General features: G+C 62.4%; 13 protein-coding genes. 12 read left to right on the plus strand and 1 reads right to left on the minus strand.

Annotated features, from left to right (window positions below; translation table 11 throughout):
• The first annotated feature begins 43 nt into the window (after positions 1-43).
• The 3 genes from I1M21_RS01190 to I1M21_RS01200 all read left to right on the plus strand — a co-directional run bounded on the left by I1M21_RS01190 (position 44) and on the right by I1M21_RS01200 (position 2,832).
• A complete protein-coding gene (locus I1M21_RS01190) occupies positions 44-820 on the plus strand; it encodes a radical SAM protein (protein ID WP_195192089.1) in 777 nt (258 codons plus the stop codon).
• A gap of 55 nt (positions 821-875) precedes the next feature.
• Positions 876-1,763, plus strand: a complete 888-nt coding sequence (gene map, locus I1M21_RS01195; protein WP_195192090.1) for a type I methionyl aminopeptidase — start codon at positions 876-878, stop codon at positions 1,761-1,763.
• Between the two features lie 133 nt (positions 1,764-1,896).
• Positions 1,897-2,832 (plus strand): D-2-hydroxyacid dehydrogenase, encoded by a 936-nt coding sequence (locus tag I1M21_RS01200; protein ID WP_195192091.1) that lies wholly within the window; start codon positions 1,897-1,899, stop codon positions 2,830-2,832.
• 257 nt (positions 2,833-3,089) lie between these two features.
• Here the strand turns inward: I1M21_RS01200 and I1M21_RS01205 are convergent, their stop codons facing one another.
• On the minus strand, positions 3,090-4,475 hold the full coding sequence (locus tag I1M21_RS01205) for a M18 family aminopeptidase (RefSeq protein ID WP_195192092.1): 1,386 nt from the start codon (positions 4,473-4,475) through the stop codon (positions 3,090-3,092).
• A gap of 324 nt (positions 4,476-4,799) precedes the next feature.
• Between I1M21_RS01205 and I1M21_RS09730 the strand changes: the two genes are divergently transcribed.
• The 9 genes from I1M21_RS09730 to I1M21_RS01250 all read left to right on the plus strand — a co-directional run bounded on the left by I1M21_RS09730 (position 4,800) and on the right by I1M21_RS01250 (position 17,191).
• A complete protein-coding gene (locus I1M21_RS09730; RefSeq protein ID WP_229025493.1) occupies positions 4,800-8,639 on the plus strand; it encodes a penicillin-binding Tp47 domain C-containing protein in 3,840 nt (1,279 codons plus the stop codon).
• A 100-nt stretch (positions 8,640-8,739) separates the two neighbouring features.
• On the plus strand, positions 8,740-10,233 hold the full coding sequence (locus I1M21_RS01215) for an FMN-binding protein (RefSeq protein WP_195192093.1): 1,494 nt from the start codon (positions 8,740-8,742) through the stop codon (positions 10,231-10,233).
• Complete coding sequence (locus I1M21_RS01220; protein WP_195192094.1) at positions 10,226-10,699, plus strand: FMN-binding protein; 474 nt, start codon at positions 10,226-10,228, stop codon at positions 10,697-10,699. Before I1M21_RS01215 ends, I1M21_RS01220 begins: the two co-directional genes overlap by 8 nt.
• Positions 10,699-11,736 (plus strand): 4Fe-4S binding protein, encoded by a 1,038-nt coding sequence (locus I1M21_RS01225; protein WP_195192095.1) that lies wholly within the window; start codon positions 10,699-10,701, stop codon positions 11,734-11,736. Before I1M21_RS01220 ends, I1M21_RS01225 begins: the two co-directional genes overlap by 1 nt.
• A gap of 89 nt (positions 11,737-11,825) precedes the next feature.
• Entirely contained in the window at positions 11,826-12,899 is a 1,074-nt protein-coding gene (locus I1M21_RS01230; protein ID WP_195192096.1) for an FAD:protein FMN transferase, read from the plus strand.
• A gap of 8 nt (positions 12,900-12,907) precedes the next feature.
• Entirely contained in the window at positions 12,908-13,321 is a 414-nt protein-coding gene (locus I1M21_RS01235; protein WP_195192097.1) for a NusG domain II-containing protein, read from the plus strand.
• A gap of 9 nt (positions 13,322-13,330) precedes the next feature.
• Positions 13,331-14,482 (plus strand): Gx transporter family protein, encoded by a 1,152-nt coding sequence (locus tag I1M21_RS01240; protein WP_229025518.1) that lies wholly within the window; start codon positions 13,331-13,333, stop codon positions 14,480-14,482.
• 83 nt (positions 14,483-14,565) lie between these two features.
• Positions 14,566-16,011, plus strand: a complete 1,446-nt coding sequence (locus I1M21_RS01245; protein ID WP_195192099.1) for a CbiQ family ECF transporter T component — start codon at positions 14,566-14,568, stop codon at positions 16,009-16,011.
• Positions 16,012-16,105: 94 nt separating this feature from the next.
• Positions 16,106-17,191 carry a carcinine hydrolase/isopenicillin-N N-acyltransferase family protein gene (locus tag I1M21_RS01250; protein ID WP_195192100.1) on the plus strand — a complete coding sequence of 362 codons (1,086 nt, stop codon included), beginning with the start codon at positions 16,106-16,108 and terminating at the stop codon, positions 17,189-17,191.
• The last annotated feature ends 111 nt before the right edge of the window (positions 17,192-17,302 follow it).

Below are 17,302 nucleotides of genomic sequence, written 5' to 3' on the forward strand. Positions count from 1 at the left end.
CGATGCTATGCTTAGGCACAATTGTCTTGAGGAGCATATGCCTATGTCTACGTTTTTGAATGCCAGCCCCATCTTTGGGCCCGTTCGCAGCCGTCGCCTTGGTCTCTCGCTCGGCGTCAACATGATGCCGGCCAGCGGCAAAATCTGCACGTTCGACTGCATTTACTGCGAAAACGGCCTCAACGCCGAGCGCCCCTGCCATGAGCCGTACAGCACAGCCGCCGTGGTACTCGACGCACTCGAGGCAAAGCTGCGCGAGATGGCAGCCGAGGGCGAGCTCCCCGATGTGATCACCTTCGCAGGCAACGGCGAGCCCACCGCCGCACCGGAGTTTCCGCAGGCCATCGCCGGCGCCGTCGCGCTGCGCGATCAGCTGGCCCCAAACTCCAAGATCGCCGTGCTCTCCAACGGCACGCGCGCCGACCGCCCCGAGGTGCACGACGCGCTCATGATGGTCGACGACAACATTCTTAAGCTCGATACCGTCGACCCGGCGTTTATCCAGCTGCTCGACCAGCCTGTTGGCCCCTACGACGTCGAGCACCAGATCGAGACGTTCGCGAGCTTTGACGGTCACGTTATTATCCAGACGATCTTTTTGACCGGCGAGTATCAGGGCAAGCTCATCGACAACACCGGCGAGGAGTACGTTGCCCCCTGGCTCGCGGCGCTTGAGCGCATTCGCCCACAAGAAGCGACCATCTACACGGTGGCGCGCGAGACACCGATTGCCGGCCTTGCCAAAGCAGCGCCCGAGGTGCTCGATGCCATTGCCGCACGCGTGCGCGCCCTCGGCATTCCCTGCCAGGTGAGCTACTAGCGCGCAGCTGCCCTGTGGGTGGGCTATACTAGCTGCGAATGAAAGGAAGTTAGCCATGTTTGACAATGGACCCGTGCCTGGCCGCAACGACGCTTGCTGGTGCGGCAGCGGCAAAAAATATAAGAAATGCCATAGCGCCTTTGATGAGCGCCTTGAGCGCCTGTGGGAAGAGGGCTGGGAGGTCCTGCCCCGCACGCTCTACAAGACGCCCACCGATATCGAGGGCATCAAGCGCTCGGCCGCCATCAACGTGGGTGTGCTCGATTACGTAGGCGAACACATCGCCGCGGGCATGACCACCAACCAGATCGACCAGATGATCTACGACTACACCGTCGAGCACGGCGGCACGCCGGCCGATCTTAACTACGAGGGCTATCCCAAGAGCGTGTGCACCTCGATCAACGACGTCGTCTGCCACGGTATCCCCTGCGATGCGGATGTGCTGCACGAGGGCGACATCATCAACGTGGACTGCTCCACGATCCTAGACGGCTACTTTAGCGACTCGAGCCGTATGTTCTGCATCGGCGAGGTCTCTGCCGAGCGTCAGCGCCTGGTCGACGTCACCCGCGCCAGCGTGGAGGCGGGTCTGGCGGCCGTCAAGCCATGGCTGCCGCTGTCCGTGATGGCCGAGGCCGTGCAAAAGACGGTCGAGGACGCCGGCTTTAGCGTGGTGCGCGAGTACGGTGGACACGGCATCGGCAAGGAGTTCCACGAGGACCCGTTTGTGGGCTTTACCACCGAGGCGCCCGATGTGGACACCATCATGGCCCCGGGCATGGTCTTTACCATCGAGCCCATGGTCAATGCCGGAGCGCCCGACATCAAGATCAGCAAGGGTGACGGCTGGTGCGTGCGCACCAAGGACGGCAGCGATTCGGCCCAGTGCGAGGTACAGCTCGTGGTGACCGAGGATGGTTACGAGCTGCTGAGCTGGTAGCTGTGGATGCGCCGGGCTACGCGATGGATATGTTAACCATCGCGTAGCCCGGCGTTTTTATAACGTTTTGCCTGATACAACCTGCCAAAATAAACCTGTCCCTTTTTGGCAGGTCGAGCGGAGAGGACTGCTTGTGAACATCCTGGTTTTGCTGCCCGTCAACGACCGCCATCGCGCAATTCTTGAGTCGAGCGCTCCGGGCGAGGACTTTATCTACACGAGCTCCGACGCCATCACGCGTGAACAGGTCGCCAATGCCGACGTGATCCTGGGCAACATAGACCCTTCCCTGCTGACCGCATGCGAGCGCCTCCAGCTGCTGCAACTGCAGACCGCCGGCTATGACGACTATCTCGCCGCCGGCACCGTGCCGGCTGAAGCCAAGCTGTCTTGCTCAATCGGCGCCTACGGCCAGGCCGTGAGCGAGCACATGTTTGCCATGGTGCTGTCTATGATGAAGCGCCTGCCCGGCTACCAGGACCTGCAGCGCGAGCATCGCTGGGAGGATTTGGGGCCGGTCACCTCGCTCAAAAACGCCAATGTGCTGGTGCTGGGCGCGGGCGATATCGGTGGCCACTTCGCCACGCTCTGCCGCAACATGGGTGCGCACGTCCGCGGCATCAAGCGCCATCCGCTCGTCTACCCCATTGTGTTTGAGGACATGGACAGCATGGACGCCCTGCCCGAGCGTCTGGCCGAGGCTGACATCGTCGCATCCTTTATGCCCAGCACGCCCGAGACCCGCGGCTTGGCGAACGCCGAGTTCTTCGCTGCGATGAAACCGGGCGCCTTCTTTGCCAACGGCGGCCGCGGCGACCTTGTGGTCGCCGACGACTTGGTTGCCGCCCTGGAGTCGGGTCATCTCGCCGGCGCCGCGGTCGACGTCACCGACCCCGAGCCGCTGCCTGAGACAAGCCCACTGTGGGATGCGCCTAACATGCTCATTACGCCGCATATCTCGGGCTGGTTCCATCTGGCCGCCACGCTCAACAATGTGGTCGACATTGCCGCAGAGAATCTGCGTCACCTGCAAGCCGGCGAGACCCTGCGTTGCTGGATTGAACACTGATTTGTTCCGGCGTTTTGCCAAACGCCGGAACCCCTCGACGCTGCGCGCCGCCCAGAGCGACAATTTGTCATTCAAAAGGCGAGGCATGACCAGAAGGTCAATACCTCGCCTTTTTCATGCCAACTTGTTCGCTCTGGACGTCGCTCGCTGACGCTTGCTCAACCTGCGGTGTCTTAACAATTCTGTCCAGCTGTTGGTGTTGCGGCATTTGCCCAGATAAAACCTGCCAAAATAAACCTGTCCCTTTTTGGCAGGTTTTAGAGTTCCACGCTTTCGGCGCCGTTGATGGTTAGGTTTCGCTCGTAGAAGGCGGTGAGGGCGCGGATGGCGTACATTACGTCGCGCACGCCGCCGGTCTCGTAGCTCGAGTGCATGGCAAGCTGCGGCAGGCCCACGTCCACGGCATGCATGCTCGCCTGCATATTGGACAGATTGCCGAGCGTGGAGCCGCCGGCCATGTCGCTCTTGTTGGCGAAGGCCTGCGTGGGCACGTCGGCGTCATCGCAGATGGCCTGGAACACCGCGCGGCTAAAGGCATCGGTGCAGTAGTGCTGGTTGGCGGCTTCCTTGATGACGATGCCGCCGTTGAGCACCACCTGGTTGCGGGCATCGCACTTCTCGGCGTGGTTGGGATGCACGGCATGCGCGTTGTCGCAGCTCACGAGCATCGAGGCGGCAAGCGCACGATGGTATGATTCGTCATCAAATCCGAGCGACCCGTTGATGCGGCGCAGCGCGTCGGCCAAAAACGTCGACATGGCGCCCTGCTTGGTCTCGGAGCCAACCTCCTCGTTATCAAAGCAGCAGAAGACCGAGATGTCGTGCGCATTCTCGGCACCCAAAAATGCCTGCAGCGAGGTATAGGCGCAGGCCAGGTCATCGAGCTTGGGCGTCGAGATAAACTCGTCGGCCCAGCCCCAAATGCGCGCATCCTGACAATTGACCAGGAATAGGTCGCGACCAAGAATCTGTTCGGGCTCAACGTCCAGCTCTTCGGCGATCAGGGCATCAAAATCCCCCTGCTTAAGCTCGCCGGCGCTGATAAGCGGGCACAGATCGACAGCGCGATTGGGCGCAAAACCCTCGTTGACGCCGCGGTTCATATGGATGGCAAGGCTCGGAATGATGGCAACCTCGCGCTCGGTGGCAAGCAGGCGGCTCTCAATGCGGTCACCCTCGCGCACCAGCACGCGGCCCGCGAGCGCCAACGGGCGGTCGAACCAGGTGTAGTCGATCATGCCGCCGTAGGCCTCGGTGTTCAGGCGCAGCGTCTCGCCCGCGCCGTCGAGCTCGGGCACGGCCTTGACCTTAAACGTCGGAGAATCGCTGTGCGACGCCGTGAGTTGAAAATGATAGTCACCGGCAACGCCGTCCTCGCCCCACGTCGCGGCCAGGTCCTCGCCCACCTTAAAGGCGATGACGCTCGAGGTGTTGCGCTGCGTGTAATAGCGACCGCCCGGCTCGATATCCCACGCCGCGTTCTCGGGCAGGTAGGTAAAGCCCGCCTCGTCGAGCTCGGCCATAATGGTCGCTGCCGTATGGAACATGCTGGGGCATGCCTCGATAAAGTCGATAAGGTCGTTGGCGGCCTCGATATCGTCGGCCGTCACATGCGCGCGCCCGGGCGTTTCCTGATCCGTCATGCTCTCCCCTTTCGCTGGGTTGATGGTCCCCTCCAGCATACCCCCAACTGACCGGCCTGTCCGACAAATCGAATGCCGAACAAAGTCAGACGCTCCAAACAGAAAAGTCGATGCTCTTGCGTTACGAGCAAACGACAATTGAATTGACAAGTTAACCAGTGGTAATTTCTGGTATTTTTGTTAACTGCCTATAACTTTTTGCGACAAACAATATAAGTTATACGGCACTTGCCTGTCATGTGCGACGTACATGACCACTGTCCATCCGGGTGCAAAAGGAAAGGAGAGCAGCACCCAACGACCGATCGATAGAAAAGAGGTTCTATGCACAACGATAACGCTGTGCTGCGCAAGCTCAACACCGTGGGCAGCAATGCCTGCCGAGGCGCACTCATCGCCGCGATGACTGTCTCGATGATGCCTACCAGCGCTTTTGCCGCAGCAGCAACAACGGAGACCGGCTCCGAAGCTACCAACAACGCGCCGATCTCCGCCACAAATGAGGAAACGAAGTCCCTCAGCTCCGAGTATAGCCTGAGTGCCGTCTCTGACGACGCCACGTCCTCCACGACCAGCTACGATTTGACCAAAATCGCAGATGGTACGTATGAGGGCACGGCCACGGCCGACTCGAATGACCCGCTCAATAAAGCTGGCGACGAATGGAACGCAGCTGATGGAAAGTATGACGTCAACGTCAGCGTAACCATCAAGTCTGGCAAAATTACCAAGGTCGAAGTCGCCGACTACAGTAGCTTGGGCGACGATGACTGGGACCGCATGGACAAGGCCGTTAACGGTTTTAGCAAAAAAGGCACGTCCTATACGGGCATCGTTGAGCAAATCGAGACCGCCGGCAACACTACCGCAATCGATGCCGTCTCGACCGCCACGATCTCGTCCAACGCCATCAAGGCTGCCGTCGATAATGCCCTGCAGGCTGCCTATGACGAGCAGAATCCGTCGACCCCTGCGACCGACGAGTACACCTACGGCTACGCTGGCCTGACGTGGGCCGAGTATTGGGCGGGTGAAAGCGTGCAGGCGGCAGGGTCCTCCGCTTCGTCGAGCGAGCTCGATTCCCGCAACGAGGCTGACAAGGGCGCTTTTGACGTGGTGACCCGCGCAACCTTTAACCACGGCCTGCATCGCGGCAGCTATCAGTGCACCGACGTGATCGAAACTGCCGAGGGCGTAAAAATTTACCCTTCGCATTATCCTGACAGCAAGTCCTTTGTTGATGTCAATGGCAACGTCTTTTCTATTGACAGCAAGGCTAAGACCGTGACGGCGGCCGACGGCACGGTGTACACCATGACGGGTCACGAGGTCACGGGGCTCAAGTACGTTCCCGTCAAAATCAAGACCAGCGATCTTGATGCCTTCAAGGCGAACCACAGCTTTGTCGCCAATGGCGAGACACTCGCCGGCGGCTACGGCGAAAATAACCTCCAGGCTTACTCCGGCCTGGTTGCGGCCGTCGACGCCGACACCAACGGCCTTAAGACCGTGACCAACAACAACGGAACCTTCAGCTTCTCGGCCGCCACCACCGGCACCGACTCGGGCATCAAGGGCCAGGAGCTCAAGACCGCCACGGGTATTAAACCCACGGTTAAGGACGCGAGCGGCTCCTACGGCGAGTTCCTGCGCGTAGACCTCAACGGCAACTATGGCGACCTGGGCGCCAACATGCAAAGCGTCACCTGGACCTATTACGGCGACGACGCGACCTACACCAACGCCCTTGCCACCTACGGCACCAAGTTCGCGGCCGACAACTGGATGCACAAGTCCATGGGCATTCAGCTGGGCCTCACTAAATCAGAGCGCTGCCAGCTGCCCGAGGGCACCAACGGCACCGGCTACTGGAAGCTTACCGTCCACGCCTTGGGCTACAACGACTACACCTACACCTTCCAGGCGACCGATGACAACATCGTGGGCGCCAAGGAGCCGGTGACCGACGCCACCAAGGCCCAGCTGCAGGAGCTCTACGACAAGGCGACGTCCCTCGATAAGTCCAAGTACACCAAGGACTCCTGGACCGCCTCGTCCATCGAGACCGAAACTGCCGAGACCAAGGACCTACTCGCCAAGAAAAACCTGGGCGAAGCCGAGGCCGCCGAGCAGATCACTCACCTTCAGGGCGCGCTCGACGCGCTCGTGAGCCTGTATCCCCAGGCCGGCGACTATGTGCTCATGAACATCCCCTACAGCGACTTCTATGCTGCCGAGCAGAACAACTCAGGTACCGACGTGGTGACGTCCGCCACGAAGCAGAAGACGCGCTCCAGCTTGGCGAGCGGCTCCTACCACGTCAATTCCGACGGTACGGATATCTCGGGCGCCACGTTTGCCGTCAAGGTGGGCGAAGGCGACATCGATTGGTCCAAGTTCACCCGCGTGACCGACGACAGCTCCGTTACGATCACCACCTCGATCAAGGGCAAGGTGTCCACGACAACCTACAAGGGCAAGGACGCCCTGTTTGAGTCTGCGGACTACTCTTACTACGTGCTGCCCGCCGGCGAGGGTCCGACCAATTACAAGGAGCTCACCTCCGATTCCGAGGGCAACCTGCGCTTTGGCGCTGTCGAGGGCAAGGAAGCCACCAAGCTTGAAAACGTCACCGTCGACTTTAAGACCTCCAGCAAGTACGGCGACTACGAGATCGACTTTAAGAACCTGCGCGAGCAGATGGTCGACGCCGACGGCAACCAGGCGACCGTATACGGTGCCGTGGTCAACGCCGCCGATGCGGACGGCACCACCGAGGGCTATGGCATGCGCACCGTCGAGAACATCTGGAAGGGCAAGGAGATTGCCTGGAGCTGCGGCCTGGTCAACGAGTCTCACGGCAGCCCGTTGAGCTCGCGGCACTACACGTCCATGATGGGCAAGACCATCAAGAGTGTGACGTTCTACACCTCTACGGGCACCTACACCGTTGCCATGGACCAGTACGTCCCCGTCAAGGCTTCCAAGTCCGAGATCAACGTCGAGGCGAGCGCCGAGGCCGACGCAAAGACCGCTGAGGTCAAGGCGACGCTGCCGGCAGACTTCAAGGTCGAGTACAAGCTCGACGACGCCGATGCCACGGTCGACAACGGCACGTTCTCCATCGAGAACCTCAAGCCCGGCAAGCATAAGCTCGTGGCGCACGACGCCTTGGGCAAGTACGCTGACGTGACGAGCGAGTTCACCGTCTCCACCGACAAGACCGTCGCGATCTTCGATGAGGGCACCTCGAGGATCACCGCCGCCAACGAGGGCGACGATGTTAAGAACTTTATCGGCAACATCACCACGGTCAACGTCAACGGCACCGACTACGCCGCCTCCGGTCGCGATTCCGTCAAGATCATTAACGCCGACGGCTCTATCAACCTCGAAGCCGTCGCCGGCGGCCAGCAGGGTGGCAAGCCTAAGGCCGCAGGCCAGCAGCAGGGCACCAAGGTGTTTGCCAACTACGGCACCTACACCATCAAGGTGACCTCCACGGGCTACAACACCCCGCTCGAGTTCACCTTTACCTACAAGGCCGACCGCACCGACCTCGATAAGGCCATCGGCGCAGCCGAGCAGCTCGACCAGAGCGCCTTTACCGCTGTCTCCTGGAACGCCATGAGCGACGCCCTCAGCGCCGCCAAGACCGTCCAGGCCAACGCCGCCGCCACCGACGACGACATCGCCCAGGCCCTGAACGCGCTCAACAGCGCCGTGGCCAACCTCGCCGCCAAGGCGACTGATGAGGCCAAGTCCGCGCTCGCCAGCCAAATCGAGAGCGCCGGCGCTGTCAAGAATGACGGCTACACCGACGCCTCCTGGAACGACTTCCAGACAGCACTCGATGAGGCCAAGCAGGTTGCCGCCTCCGAGGACCCCTCCGCCAGCGAGGTGGCTTCTGCCGTTGACAAGCTGAAGGCCACCCAGGACGCACTTACCAAGAAGGGCACGGGGGGAAAGCCCGCCGGTGGCTCCACCTCTACGACGACCACAACGACGACCACCGATACCAAGAAGGCCAATGCATCCAAGAAGGACGCAAGCGGCCTCCCCGGCACCGGTGATACCCAGATCGCCACGGTCGGCATCTTCGCCGGTATCGGCGCCGCCATCGCGGCCGCCGGCGTCGCCATCCGCCGCCGCATGCAGCACTAGCGCCTAAAACGCGCGCCACGCGCTCGCAACGCAAGCGCCCGCAGCCCCAACCAGGGCTGCGGGCCTTTTCTCATACTCGACCACGGGAGACCACCCACAAATGGACAACTACCAACCCAAGCACTCAAAAGCCAAGGCGCTCGGCCACGGCCTCGCCACGGCAGGCTTCATCGTGCCCTCGATCGCCGTGGGCGCAACCGTGGCCCTCGTGGTGTCCCAGTACACCCCGCTCGTGGCCAAGACGGTCGCCGCCACGCCCACGCAAGAGGCCGCAGGCGCCGACCTCAAGACCGTCGACACCTCCAACGTCCAGAAGGAGACGGCAACGCCGGCAACCGAATCGCTCGACCCCTCGGCCTATGGTATGGACGCCGCAAACCTCAAGGACGGCACCTATGAAGGCACAGGTACCGGCTTTAGGGGCAGTATCACCGTGCGCGTGACCATCGCGGGCGGCAAGATCGTGGCAATCGACATAGTGTCGTCTGCGGACGACCCAGCCTACTTTGGGCGTGCCCGGGCGATCACCCAGTCGGTGATCAGCGCGCAGTCGACGTCGGTCGACACTATCTCGGGTGCCACGTATTCATCAAAAGGCCTGCTCATGGCCATCAAAAACGCACTGGTCAAGGCATCGGGCGGGCTTGCCGAGGCTGTTGCCCCCGCCCCTGCGGCCGGCGGCTCCTCCAATAAGCCCCACCACACCATCGACCCCTTCACGCCCGCCGGCGGCTACGCAGACGGCGTCTACACCGACTCCGCCTGGGGCTACAGCGAGGACACGCCCGTCAGCGTGCGCGTGACCATCGCGGGCGGCAAGATCGCCAACATCGAGCTCGTGAACACGGGCGACACGCCCGAGTATTGGAGCCGCGCCTGGAACGCGCTCCCCGGGCTCGTCATACAAAAGCAAAGCGTCAACGTCGATACCGTGACAGGAGCCACGTATTCGAGCGAGGGCATCCTCGGCGCCATCCAGGGATGCCTTAAGCAGGCCGCAGCTGGCACAAAGGACCCCGAGCCCACGCCTAACCCCGACCCCGCGCCCAACCCGGACCCCTCGCCCGACACGCCAGACGAGGTCCACTACGCCGACGGCGACTTTACAGGCTACGCCCTCTGCAAAAACGAGGAGAACGACGAAGCCTTCAGCCCCTATTACGTCAAGCTCACCGCCACCGTTAAGGACGGCAAGGTTACCGGCATCCACGATATCGAGGGCGTGGGCGGCAAGCCTGACGAGAGCCTCTCCGAGGCGCTCGACCCCTTCGATGAGGCAAACGAGCCCTACCTCGATAACGCCATCGAGGGCCGCACCTTCCGCGGTACCGTCTACACCGGCATCCCCGAACAGCTGCTCGCGGGCACCGAGGCCGGCAAGATCGACGTGGTGGCGCGCGCCACCTACTCCAGCCGCGCCATCGCCAACGCCTACGCCGACGCCCTCGCGCGCTCGGCCGCGGCCTATAAGGACGCAAACGACAGCAAGGGCGACAAGGCGGACGCTTCTGACAAGACAAACGCCCCCGATGAGACTGCGGCCAACACGACCGCCGCAAGCGGAGTCGACGAGGAGGCTGACGCCCATGCGTAACCCGTTTGCCCTCCTTGGGCGCCACCTCTGGCGCAACCGCAATTTCTATCTCAAAGCCGTCAACGCCGCAGCCGTCGTCGCCATCGTGGCGGGCTACAGCAGCTGGGCCGCCCAGGCGGCAGAGGCCGACGCCCGCACCCAGGCGGAGGCTGTCCAGGCCGAGCGCTCGCAGACGCGCGGGGCCTATGCCACCGACGGCACCTTCGAGGGCAGCGCCCAGGGCTACGGCGGCACTGTCACCTGCCGCGTGACCATCGAGAACGGATACATCGAGAGCGTCGAGGTCACGGACCACGCCGGCGAGACCCCCGCCTACTTTGCGCAGGCCGAGGGCCTCACGCAGACCATCTGCGATGCCCAGGGAACCAACGTCGACACCGTCTCGGGTGCCACGTTCTCGAGTGCCGGCATCCTAAACGCCGTCAACGCGGCGCTTGAGCAGAGCAATGCGGGAGGTACGCAGTAATGGCCAGGACTGCATCCGCCAAGGCCCGCGGCGCAAAGCGCCCCGCGGGAACCCTTGAGAGCTTGCGCAACGGCGCAAACGTCATCGCGCACCCCAAGAACAAGATGCAGGAGCGCCTGCGCCGACAGTACCTCCATCGCGGCGTGCGCTGGTGCGTACAGCTCGGCTTTCTCATCTGCTTCCCGGCCGCCTGGAACGCCGCCTTCAACGGCGTCAAGTACATCTTCACGCAGCTCGGGAGCCATGCACCCATCGAGCTCACCGGCTTTTTATCCCTGCTTTTGGCCCTCTTGGCCTTCACCTGCGTGTTCGGCCGTTTCTTCTGCGGCTTTGCCTGCGCCTTCGGTACGCTCGGCGATATCGTCTACGCACTTGCGACCCCGCTGCGCCGGGCACTCCGCCTTGAGGGCAAGGGCGCGCACCGGCTCCCCGCGGGCGTGCAGCACGCGCTCCAGCTCGTCAAGTACGCCGTCCTCGTGGGTATCTGCGCCCTCTGCGTGATGGGTATCTGGCCCCAGATCTCGGGCGCGAGCCCCTGGGTCGCCTTCGCCGGCATCACCGCGCGCTCGCTCGAGGGCATCGCGCCCGCGGCCTTTGCCGCGCTTGGCGCGGTCATGGTGGGAATGGCCCTTGTCGAGCGTTTCTTCTGCCAGTTCCTCTGCCCCTTCGGTGCCGTATTCTCACTGCTGCCGGTGCTGCCGATCTCACTTTTCAACCGACGCCGCGAAAGCTGTGCGCGCGGTTGCAACCGCTGCCAGGACAGCTGCCCGGTGCGCATCCACCCCGAGCGCGCCGACCTGCGATCGGGCGAGTGTATCGCCTGCGGGCGCTGCACCGATGGCTGCCCCATGGCCAACGTGACGTTCGCCCGGCTCGACGGCTTTAAGCGCGATCAGGCAACCGACGATGCCAGCGAGCTCGCGCAAGGCAACACCCGCAAGCGCCCGCCCGCAGGGCCCGCCATTCGCGGGACCGAGGTTGCGCTCACGCTCGTCAAGGCTGCCATCCTCGCCGCGCTCTGCCACCTGCTCATGTAGGGCACGCGCACCCGCAGCCCGACGCCCCGTCAGCACCGAGTCGTGCAGGCGCAGGCTCATCCGTAACGCCACCGACCAGAAAGCTCGCCATGATCCAGACCCCCCACACCATCGACCGCCGCACGTTTATCGCCCTCGCAGGCGGGGCCCTCGTCTCTTGCGCCGGTGCACTTACCGGCTGCTCGGGCACGCAGGGCGGCTCGGGCTCTGCAGCCGCGTCCAAAGCGGGCTCCGCGGGCTCCGACAGCTCGCCCAAGGTGCAGAGCACGACGCTCTTTGTCTTCGACACTGTCGTGAATATCAGCGCCCAGTGCGGCAAAAAGGTCATGGACGAGGTCGCCGACCGCTGCACCTACTTTGAGAACAAGTTCTCGCGCACCGTGGAGGGCTCGGATATCTGGAACATCAACAATGCAGGCGGCAAGCCCGTGGAAGTCGCGCACGAGACCGCCGAGGTCATCGAGGCAGCCATCCGCTACGCCGAGGAGTCCGACGGGCTCTTTGACATCACCATCGGCGCCGTCTCGAGCCTCTGGGATTTTGACAACGAGGTCAAGCCCGCAGACGAGGACATCCAGGCGGCACTGCCCCATGTCGACTATCGCACCATCACGGTCGACGGTACCACCGTCACCCTCTCTGACCCCGAGGCCAAGCTCGACTTGGGTGGTATCGCCAAGGGCTACATCACCGACGACCTCGTGGCGCTCTTTAAGAAGAGCGGCGTCAGAGATGCTTCCATCAGCCTGGGCGGCAACGTCTACGTGATGGGCAAGAGCTTTGACGGCGACGCCTGGAACGTGGGCGTGCAAGACCCCAACGGCGCGCAGGACGACGTGCTCGCCACCGTCAAGACGCGCAACCGCTCCCTTGTGACGAGCGGCCTCTATGAGCGCGGCTTTGAGCAGGACGGCACGTTCTACTACCACATCCTCGACCCCAAAACGGGCTACCCCGCCGCCACCGACCTCAAGAGCGCCTCAATCATGACCAAGAAATCCGTGCTGGGGGACGCCTACTCCACCATCCTGTTTTTGCTCGGCCACGACCGCGCCATGGAGCTCATCGAAAGCGATGAGCGCTTTGAGGGCGGCGTTTTAGTCGATATGGACGATCGTGCCACCAAGAGCGACGGCTCGGCGTTCAAGATCTTGCAGGACTAGGAGCCATGATGGTCAAGCGTAAAGGTGCGCGCGATGGGCGCGACAACAAAAGACTCAACCTCATCCTGGTTTTGGCGATAGCGGCCGCCGCATGCGTCGGCTTGGTCGCCACGCGTCTGATGGGAGCAAACACGAACGCCGATACGGCCACGGTCGTTATCCGCGATGGAGAGCAAAACGTCTACGAGCTTCCTCTGAACCAGAACACGACCAAGACCGTTACGACCGACTTGGGAACCAACCTCATCGAAATCAAAGACGGACGCGTGCACGTCGAGGAGGCAGACTGTCCCAACCAGGATTGCGTGCACCAGGGCTGGGTTGACGCTGCCGGGGAGCAAATTGTCTGCCTTCCGCACAAGCTTACCGTCGATATCGTCGACGAGAGCGCCAAGGCCACCTACGACGTAGTGGGGCGCTAATCCGTGGAGATGGTCGATATCGAGCACGCTCGCCGCCTGGCGCGCGTTTCGCTGTTGTGCGCCTGCGCATTGGTACTGTCCTATCTGGAGACCATGATTCCGCTGCCCATCGCGGTACCTGGCATTAAACTGGGCCTTGCCAACGTGGCCGTAGTCGTCGCGCTCTATTCACTCGATGTTAAAAGCGCCGCCGCCGTTGCGCTCGTCAAGGTCTTTGCATCGGGCTTTTTGTTTGGCTCGCCCATGATGCTCGCCTATAGCCTGGGCGGCACGGTCCTCGCCTTTATCGGCATGGTCGCCCTTGCTGCCGTGCCGGGTGTTGGCTTGGTGCCCGTGAGTATGCTTGCCGCCGTGCTGCACAATGTAGGCCAGCTAGGCGTTGCCGCCATGGCGCTGCAGACCCCGGCAGTCTTTATCAATCTGGGTGTTCTGGGCGTTGCCGCCTGCGTCACCGGTGGCATTACGGGCGCGGTGGCAGAAGGCGCGCTCGCCGGTATTGAGCAAACCGATGACACACGCTCCTCCGTCGATTGCGCTGCACTTGCCGCCAATATCGTGGCAGGAGAGCGCATCGCCTTTGTCGGCGCCAACGGCAGCGGCAAAAGCACCTGTGCACTCGAGCTTGCGGGGCTGCTCAAAGACGTGAACGGGCACGCTATGCGCGCGCAGGGCACCGTAGGCCTTGCTTTTCAGGATCCCGATAACCAGATCGTCGCTCCAGTCGTGCGAGACGACATCGCCTTTGGACTCGAAAACCGCGGTGTCCCCCGCGACGAAATGCGTTCAGAAGTCTTGCAGGCACTCAGCGAGCTTGGCATCGTCGAGCTTGAGCGTCGCGATGTCGCCACGCTCTCGGGCGGCCAAAAACAACGCGTGGCGACATCTGGATTGGTTGCGCTCACCCCTTCGCTCATGATTTTTGACGAGACGACCTCCATGCTCGACGAGACCGCCCGTGAGGCCGTCAATGATCTCATCGACCATCTTTGCCAACGCGATGTTGCCGTGATCCAGGTCACGCAGCTGCTCGACGAGGTTGCCCGCGCCGACCGCGTCGCCGTCTTCGAGGCGGGCGCCATCGCATACCTGGGTGCCGTGCAAGATCTTGCCGACCAGCGCGATCTGCTCATTCGATGCGGCCTGGAGGAACTGTGTCGTTAACCTGCTCAAACATAACCGTCCGCCATCCCGAAGCAGACACCTGTACCCTATCTCATGTTTCGCTGGAAATTCGGCCCGGCAGCGTGATCGGTATCGTGGGCGCCTCTGGCTCCGGCAAGTCGACGCTGCTGCGCGTCCTTGCCGGAGCGCTTGCCGTGCAGGCGGGGTCTGTCGTGGCGGACGGCACCGCGCTTGGCACACACCCCACGACGGATGAACTTCGCACGCACCGCAAAACCGTGGCACTGGTGCAGCAACGCCCCGAACAGCAGTTTTTTGCCGCCACGGTCTTTGACGAGGTGGCATTTGGCCCTCGCAATCTTGGACTGGACGAAGCCGAGGTCAAGCGGCGCGTTGGCACATCGCTCGCCAGCGTCGGGCTTGATCTCGCCGCTATCGGCGATACAAGTCCCTTCGCCCATTCCGGCGGAGAGCAGCGCCGTATCGCCGTTGCCGATATGCTCGCGCTCGAGACACCGTATTTGCTGCTCGACGAGCCAACCGCAGGACTCGACCCCCATGCCCACCAGATGCTACTTGAGTGTTTGACCCAACTCGCACGCCACGGCCGCGGCATTGTTATCGCCACGCACGATCCGCGTGTGCTGAGCATCTGCGACAAGGCCTTTCGACTGCAGGACGGCTTGTTGCTGCCGCAACGTTCAGGGGGCGTCCAGACGGCAGCCGTTGGCGCGGCGGCCACGCATCCCGCGGAAACCGGACATACCCCGTTGGCGTCCAAGGCGGTCTCGTTTGGCATCTTTCGTCCGGGGTCAAGCCTCGTTCACCTGCTGCACCCCGCCACCAAGCTTGTATTCTGTTTGCTCTTTATGATTGCCGGCTTTATCGCCCAGCAGCCCGGCGCCCTTGCCGCCGTCGCGCTCACCACCCTTGCCTCACTCGTCGCAAGCGACAGCTCGGTGCGCCAGGCGCTTCGTGCCCTCAAGCCATTTCGCTGGCTTATGGGGTTTGTCCTGGTCTTCAACGCACTCTTTACCGCATCGGGTGCTTTGCTGCTACAGGTGGGTCCTTTGCAGATCACCTCGGGGGGCCTGCTCTTTGGCGTGCTCTGCGTGCTACGCTTTGCCCTCATTATGCTGGGGACATCGACACTCATGGCGACCACCTCCCCCACCGCACTCGCCGATGGCGCCGCAGCACTCCTGAGACCCCTCGCCCGCCTGGGCCTGCGCACCGACGATGCCACCATCGCCATCCAGCTCACGCTTCGTTTTGTCCCCGTGCTTATTGAGGAATTCAATCGCATCAAGGCGGCTCAGGAAGCACGGCTGGCGCGTTTTGACAGCCCCTCGCCCCTGCAGCGTGCACGTGCTTTTATCCCCGTCATCACGCCTTTGTTTAGCAGCGCGCTGCGGCGCTCTGACACGCTCGCACTCGCCATGGTCAACCGCGAATACGGAGCGCACCCGGCTGTCAGCAGAACCTGCCTGCGCAGCTATCGCTTTGACCGAGCGGACCTTGCTGTTTTGGCGCTCGGATGCTGCATCGTTGCGATTGCGCTGCTCTAGGGCTCGGCATGCCATGCCACTCGCCGGAATGCGGCGTGTGGCATGGCATGCCGTTTGCGATAATGTCTATAGCATCGCTTTGAGAGGAGTCCTCATGAAGCCACGTAACATTGCCATCGCCTGCGGTGTCGCAGGAGTCGCCGTCGGCCTTGCCGCTGCCACCGGTATCGTTTATCACAAGCAAATCAAGTCCGCCGCGTCGCTCAAACGCTTGACTGGCTACGCAGACGGCTATGACCTGTACGCAATCGACATCGCCTACGACTACAACCTTGACCGCATCATCGCAGCCGATGTGCGCGACGACCAGGCCTACATTGATGCCGTAGTGGCTCAGGTGCTCCCCGGCGTACCAGCACATGTCCAAGCGCCGCAGTTTGCCTGCAGTGCCTTTGTCGCCGTAGATGCCGAAGGCCGCGTGCGCACCGGTCGCAATTACGACTTTAAGGACGACACCTCGGCGCTGCTGGTGCGCAATCACCCGCGCGACGGCTATGCCTCCATCGGCTTTGCGGCCCTCAATAACCTGGGCGCCAACACTCCGCTTGACTCCGTCGCCGGACGCGCCGCCGCACTCATGGGCCCGTTTGCCCAGCTCGACGGTATTAACGAATGCGGCGTGTCCATTGCCGTACTCACCCTGGATTCCAAGCCCTGTGACCAGGACACGCAACGCCCCGTCATCAATACCTCGCTCGCCATCCGTCTGGTGCTCGACCGTGCCGCCACCACGCAGGAGGCCGTAGACCTGCTTTCTGCCTACGACATGCACGCCATGGCAGGACGCGATTACCACTTCTTTATCAACGACGCCGCCGGTGACGCGCGGGTGGTGGAGTGGGATCCGCGCGACCCCGACCGTACATGCAAGGCGACGCCCGTCCGCCAGGTCACGAACTTCTACGCCTGCTATGGCGACGAGGTGCTGCCCAACCAAAAGAATGGCGAGCTGGGACATGGTAAAGAGCGCGCCGTCGCAATCGCCGATGTCCTCGACGCCCATGTCGGTGCCCAAGACGAGGCAGTCGCTTGGAAAGCCCTACGCGCTGCGGCGCAAGAGCCCAATCCGGAAGACATCACCAGCAACACGCAGTGGTCGGTCGTCTTTGACAATACCGAACCCGCCGCCGCCATTACGCTGCGCCGTCACTGGGGCGACGTCGACGCCTTCGCGCTGTAAGGAGCTGGCGCCGTCGTCCTTACGATCGCCTGACGTTGCTTACATTTCTATACATCTGAGCTAACACGTTTTACCCCCGTATCAACAGTGTGCGGGGGTAAACTTATGCGC

The sequence above is a fragment of the Collinsella aerofaciens genome (genome assembly GCF_015546965.1).
Lineage (GTDB): Bacteria > Actinomycetota > Coriobacteriia > Coriobacteriales > Coriobacteriaceae > Collinsella > Collinsella aerofaciens_X.